Origin of the sequence: Chamaesiphon sp. OTE_8_metabat_110, assembly GCF_031382685.1 — a bacterium.
GTDB lineage: Bacteria > Cyanobacteriota > Cyanobacteriia > Cyanobacteriales > Chamaesiphonaceae > Chamaesiphon.
Genome location: NZ_JANMZA010000554.1, coordinates 1 through 4772, shown reverse-complemented (window position 1 = coordinate 4772; position 4772 = coordinate 1). Strand labels below are relative to the sequence as shown.

Here is a 4772-nt window from a genome sequence, read left to right as displayed (position 1 = left end):
TGTCGCCCCGACAGACCAAATTGTACTTACTATTTCGGCCCATTTGTTAATGCAACTCAGGCTGAGGGAGCGGTGAAAGACTATGTAGAAAATTTAGAGAATGAATTTGCTCAAGGCATCCAAACACAGGTTAAACGCTGTAAGCCAGTAAGATTAACTATCGACCACGATACAGGTGAATCCTCTTGATATCAATCAAGATTAACTTCAATAATATTAAATCACTAGGAGCATAATTATGTTAGATATCGACGAAATGAGCGGGCGCACGACTGATGGTGTCAGCAGCCGGATGATGAGAGCATAGCGAGATTAAATTGTTATCGATAGCGATCGCATTGTCAGTGGCTATCGTTGGCGTAGCCTACCGGAGGTAATCGGCTAAGATGATAACAAATAGCTTATAAAATTATTATCAAATTGGGGCATCACAACTAGTTGGTGGCGAGGTACTCGTGGTGAATATTGGGTAATTGCTCAAGGAGTTTTACTACTTGTCTTTGCACTGATATCACAGATTACACCTAGTTTTATTGATTTTTACTTATCTATTTGGGTGTATACAAGTTGGATTTTGACTGTTATCTTCAGTATTTTAGCAATAGTTTTCTTGGGTCGATCGCTATTCGATCTAGGTCAAAATCTTACACCATTGCCGCACCCTAGAGATGATGGACAGTTAGTGAAAACTGGTATTTATGGACTTGTTAGACATCCGATGAGCGGGGTGGTTTATCTTGCTTTAGCCTATGCGAGTTGGCAGATGAGTTGGGTGCATCTGGTGGGTTCGATCGTTTTGTTTGTGTTTTTTGATGCTAAGTCGAAAAAGGAAGAAGTTTGGCTCATAGAAAAGTTTTCAGATTATGCAAGCTACTCTAATTCTGTGAAAAAGTTGATTCCTTGGATTTATTAGTTGTAAAATTTGTGACTTAATTAAGCCGAGTAGCTAGGATTTTACAAAGAATACGCCTTGTTAAATCTAACCCAATCTTATCTTACAGAGACGTTATGTATTGGGAAGCTGTCATCGTTGGCGTAGCCTACCGGAGGTAATCGACCTCACGAGTTCCTCAACTTATCGATCTAGAGTCCAAATTGACGATCTTCTATTTGACTTGAAGGAGGTAATAGTAATGACGATTCCGCCGAGCGGAGGCTCCGCCAACGAAACCCGATTCCGCAATCGCACTGAAGCTGGGAAATTATTGGCGAGCAAACTCATCCAGTATGCCAACCGCCCCGATGTCCTCGTATTGGGAATTCCTCGCGGCGGCGTACCCGTAGCCTTTGAAGTAGCCACAGCACTGAATGCGCCCTTGGATATTTGTTTGGTGCGAAAACTGGGTGTCCCTGGCAATAAAGAACTGGCGATGGGGCGATTGCCGTTGGCGGATTTGAAGTGTTGAATGAAGATCTGCTCGATTGGTTGCGAATTGCTGGACATACCATTGCAGAAGTTGGCGAGCAGGAACTCCAGGAGTTACAACGGCGAGATCGCATCTATCGGGGCGAGCGACCACTACCGAATATCCGCGATCGGACGATCGTTTTGGTAGATGATGGTTTGGCAACAGGTTCGACGATGCGAGCAGCCATTGGAGTTCTGAAACACCAGCAACCGCAACGGCTAATTATTGCCATTCCAGTCGCGCCGCTCGACACCTGTAATGAATTGAGAGCTGAAGTCGATGAGATCGTGTGCTTGATGACACCCAAACATTTTTCTGGGATCGGTCGGTGGTATGAGGATTTTACTCAAACTACCGATCGACAAGTGTGTGAATTGCTAAATGCAACGACCTGCAATCCTCAAAGCTCGATCGCACAATCGTAGATTTAAGAAGCTAGTTTTGGATGAATTCAAAATGAATTCGGCGACCCCAATCGATATACTTCATAAAATCTATTAAGAATTTAGATTTTAAACATAGACTATCTCACAAATACTCACGAGTTCCTCATGATTTTACCCTACAGTAAGAAATAAGCAGACACTAAACTTAGTTGTCAGTGTGTACTTTAAACCCATATTCAGACCGAGAGGGGTCTTCTATGTTTTTACTACATCGACCGACTCAAGTACTTGTTGAAATTCTCGAACTCAGCGATCTATTCGATCCCTTTAAGACTGAGGTGCTCGGCATGGCTCATGCTGGAGAAGAACTGCAAGATCCCGCCTTATTTCCTAAAGCAGAAATGAGATTTCCTTCGGAAGAATCATTACCAATCTGTTGGCTAGATGGTCATTATCGCGAACATCTTCATCTCGGACAGTCCAGAATGGCAGTCTTAAAGGTATAAAGCAATCTCTAAGATAGAAATGCTTTTCCAATCGCGTTCTGGTGTGGGAAATTCAACCCTCGATCGGGGATTAAACTTCCCATCTTAATTGAGGCTAGTTTTATGAGTAATGCGATTCAATCCACTCAAGCCACAGTTGGCGGAGCCGCTCCTGCGGAAAATCTCGTTCGCGTAGCGTCTCTGGAAGAGAATCGATCCTACGACTTGATTCTAATTGGTTCAGGGATGGGTGCGCTCACTATTGCCAGCCTCATGACACAATTGCGCGGCAAGTGAGTGTTAGTTCTGGAACGCCATTTTAAAGCTGGGGGCTTTACCCATGATTTTCAGAGACAGCAGTTTCACTGGGATGTGGGGATTCATTACGTTGGGCAGATGAATGAAGGGTCATCAACGCGCCAACTGTTTGATTTAGTAACTCGGAAGGGAGTGCAGTGGCAGCAGATGCCCGAACCATTTGAAAAGTTTGTCTATCCAAACCTCACCTTCAATCTGTACGGCGACCCCAAACGGTTTCAAGCCGATCTGATCCAGCAATTCCCACAGGAACAGCCAGCGATTCGGCAATATTTCCGATATTTGCCCATAGCAGCAACGGCACTATTTCTCCATATTCCCCGCCTCAATGGGAATTGGCTATTTAAGTCGCTCGGATATTTGGGCAAACTTTGGAGTCCGATCGGGTTAGATTTGACGACAAAGGATTATCTCGTTCGCGTAGCGTCTCCTTTTTGGAGAATCGCCATTTTACTAATCCTCAGCTCAAGGCGTTATTGGTGTCGAAATGGGGGGACTACGGCGTACCTCCTGCCCAAAGCCCCTTTGCGGTTCATGCGACGATCGTCATGCACTATTTGAACGGAGCCTATTATCCAGTTGGTGGAGCGGGATCGATCGCTCAAAGCGTAAAAACAATCGTGGCGGCGCAGGGCGGACGGTTTTTGCTGAATCGAGAAGTCACTGAAATTCTAATTGAAAATGGTCGCGCCGTTGGGGTCAATGTTCGTAAAGTAAACGCCCCCATCGAGTCCCCATTGGAGACTTATTATGCCCCGATAATTATTTCTAATACCGGAGGGGCAATCACCTATCTCAAACTGATTCCAGCAGACTATCCCATTTCATTTCGGGAATCCTTGCGTCAATTTGTCCAGAAGTATGCGCCAACCACCAATGTGACGCTGTATCTGGGTTTAGCAGACGATCCGCGTTGGCGCAGCCTCCCTGAAAGGGAATCGCTAGGCTTTCAGGGTGAGAATCACTGGATTTATGAATCGATCGACCATGATGCCACTTACGAGCAGCGCAAACAGTGGATCTTCACAGATCGGGTACCCCAATGCTACATCTCCTTCCCGTCTTTAAAAGACCCCCAAGCGACGGCACACACAGCCGAAATTATTGCTTGGGTGGATTACGAAGCCTTTACCCAGTGGCAGACTCAACCTTGGCTGCATCGAGATGCCGATTATCAGCAGTTAAAAGAGCGGATCGGTCAAATGTTAATTCAGCAAGTCGATCGTCACTATCCAGGGTTCGCCAAGTTGGTAGCTTATCCTGGGCCGAATTCCAGGGGGCATTTCCCTACCGCAAGCATTTGCAACAGCAGCAAAAGGAATTGAAGAGATCGAACAATTCCCCCCTGTGACAGTTGCCAGCATTGTCAAGCTAGTTTTAAGCCATATTTATCAAAAATTAACCTTTACATTATTAACGAGGCACGATCTTAATGTTTAAAAAAATCTTAGTTGCAATTGGTGAATCCTCTGAATCACAAGCAGTCCTAGCATCTGGATCGGCACTGGCTGAAAAATTTGGTGCCCAGATGCTGCTTGTACACATTATTAATCCCTCTACACCAATAGGATTTAGTCCATTAGTCGGTGGCATGTTTCCGATCGTTAATGATGTTGCACTCGAACAATATGCCAAGGAGTGGAAGGAGTACGAACAAACAGGTATCGATCGGCTTCAGACTTATGCAGAACAAGCTAAAAAGCGCGGGATTCAAGTTGAGGTTTCCCAGAATTTGGGCAACTCCGGATCGGTGATTTGTGAAGTCGCGAAAAATTGGTCGGCGGACACGATTGTGATGGGACGCAATCAAAAATCAATGTTGAGTGAAGTTTTTCTCGGTAGCACTAGCAATTATGTCACGCATCATGCGCCTTGTTCGGTGGTGGTGATTCAGTTGCCAGCATTGTCAAGCTAGCAAAGAACATGCAACAGAAACTTTTGCTCAGATTGCCTGGTTTGCGCCAATTATTGGGCTATCAGCGAGCGTGGTTGCGGGGAGATCTGCTCGCAGGCATTACAGTTGCGGCATATCTGATTCCACAATGTATGGCATACGGGGAATTAGTGGGCGTTGCGCCTGTCGTCGGACTATGGACGATTCTACCTGCGATGTGCGTTTATGCTCTATTTGGCTCGTCGCGCCAACTCTCAGTTGGGCCAGAATCAACTACGGC

The 4772-nt window shown here is 45.6% G+C and carries 8 protein-coding genes and 1 pseudogene; all 9 read left to right on the top strand.

The window, feature by feature from the left end:
• Window positions 1-189, top strand: a 189-nt coding sequence (locus RMO52_RS20065) for a DUF1816 domain-containing protein (protein WP_310417791.1), incomplete at its 5' end; no start/stop codon positions are given.
• A 367-nt stretch (window positions 190-556) separates the two neighbouring features.
• Window positions 557-913 (top strand): isoprenylcysteine carboxylmethyltransferase family protein, encoded by a 357-nt coding sequence (locus tag RMO52_RS20060; protein WP_310417788.1) that lies wholly within the window; start codon window positions 557-559, stop codon window positions 911-913.
• A 220-nt stretch (window positions 914-1133) separates the two neighbouring features.
• A pseudogene (locus tag RMO52_RS24835) lies at window positions 1134-1834 on the top strand (phosphoribosyltransferase).
• A 218-nt stretch (window positions 1835-2052) separates the two neighbouring features.
• Complete coding sequence (locus RMO52_RS20045; protein ID WP_309741649.1) at window positions 2053-2301, top strand: acetyltransferase; 249 nt, start codon at window positions 2053-2055, stop codon at window positions 2299-2301.
• A gap of 102 nt (window positions 2302-2403) precedes the next feature.
• Window positions 2404-2577: a hypothetical protein gene (locus RMO52_RS20040; RefSeq protein WP_309741647.1), complete on the top strand. Its 174-nt coding sequence runs from the start codon at window positions 2404-2406 to the stop codon at window positions 2575-2577.
• Window positions 2578-3159 (top strand): hypothetical protein, encoded by a 582-nt coding sequence (locus RMO52_RS20035; protein ID WP_309741646.1) that lies wholly within the window; start codon window positions 2578-2580, stop codon window positions 3157-3159.
• Window positions 3078-3923: a hypothetical protein gene (locus RMO52_RS20030; protein ID WP_310417785.1), complete on the top strand. Its 846-nt coding sequence runs from the start codon at window positions 3078-3080 to the stop codon at window positions 3921-3923. The genes RMO52_RS20035 and RMO52_RS20030 overlap by 82 nt, the downstream gene beginning before the upstream one ends.
• Window positions 3924-4030: 107 nt before the next feature.
• Window positions 4031-4513, top strand: coding sequence for a universal stress protein (locus RMO52_RS20025; protein WP_309741641.1), 483 nt, complete (start codon window positions 4031-4033; stop codon window positions 4511-4513).
• Between the two features lie 8 nt (window positions 4514-4521).
• Window positions 4522-4772, top strand: a 251-nt coding sequence (locus RMO52_RS20020; protein WP_310417782.1) for a SulP family inorganic anion transporter, incomplete at its 3' end; no start/stop codon positions are given.

Excerpts from the sequence above, each read along its gene's own strand:
- RMO52_RS20025 (WP_309741641.1), top strand. The coding sequence starts at position 4,031 with ATGTTTAAAAAAATCTTAGTTGCAATTGGTGAATCCTCTGAATCACAA.
- RMO52_RS20040 (WP_309741647.1), top strand. The coding sequence starts at position 2,404 with ATGAGTAATGCGATTCAATCCACTCAAGCCACAGTTGGCGGAGCCGCT.
- RMO52_RS20045 (WP_309741649.1), top strand. The coding sequence starts at position 2,053 with ATGTTTTTACTACATCGACCGACTCAAGTACTTGTTGAAATTCTCGAA.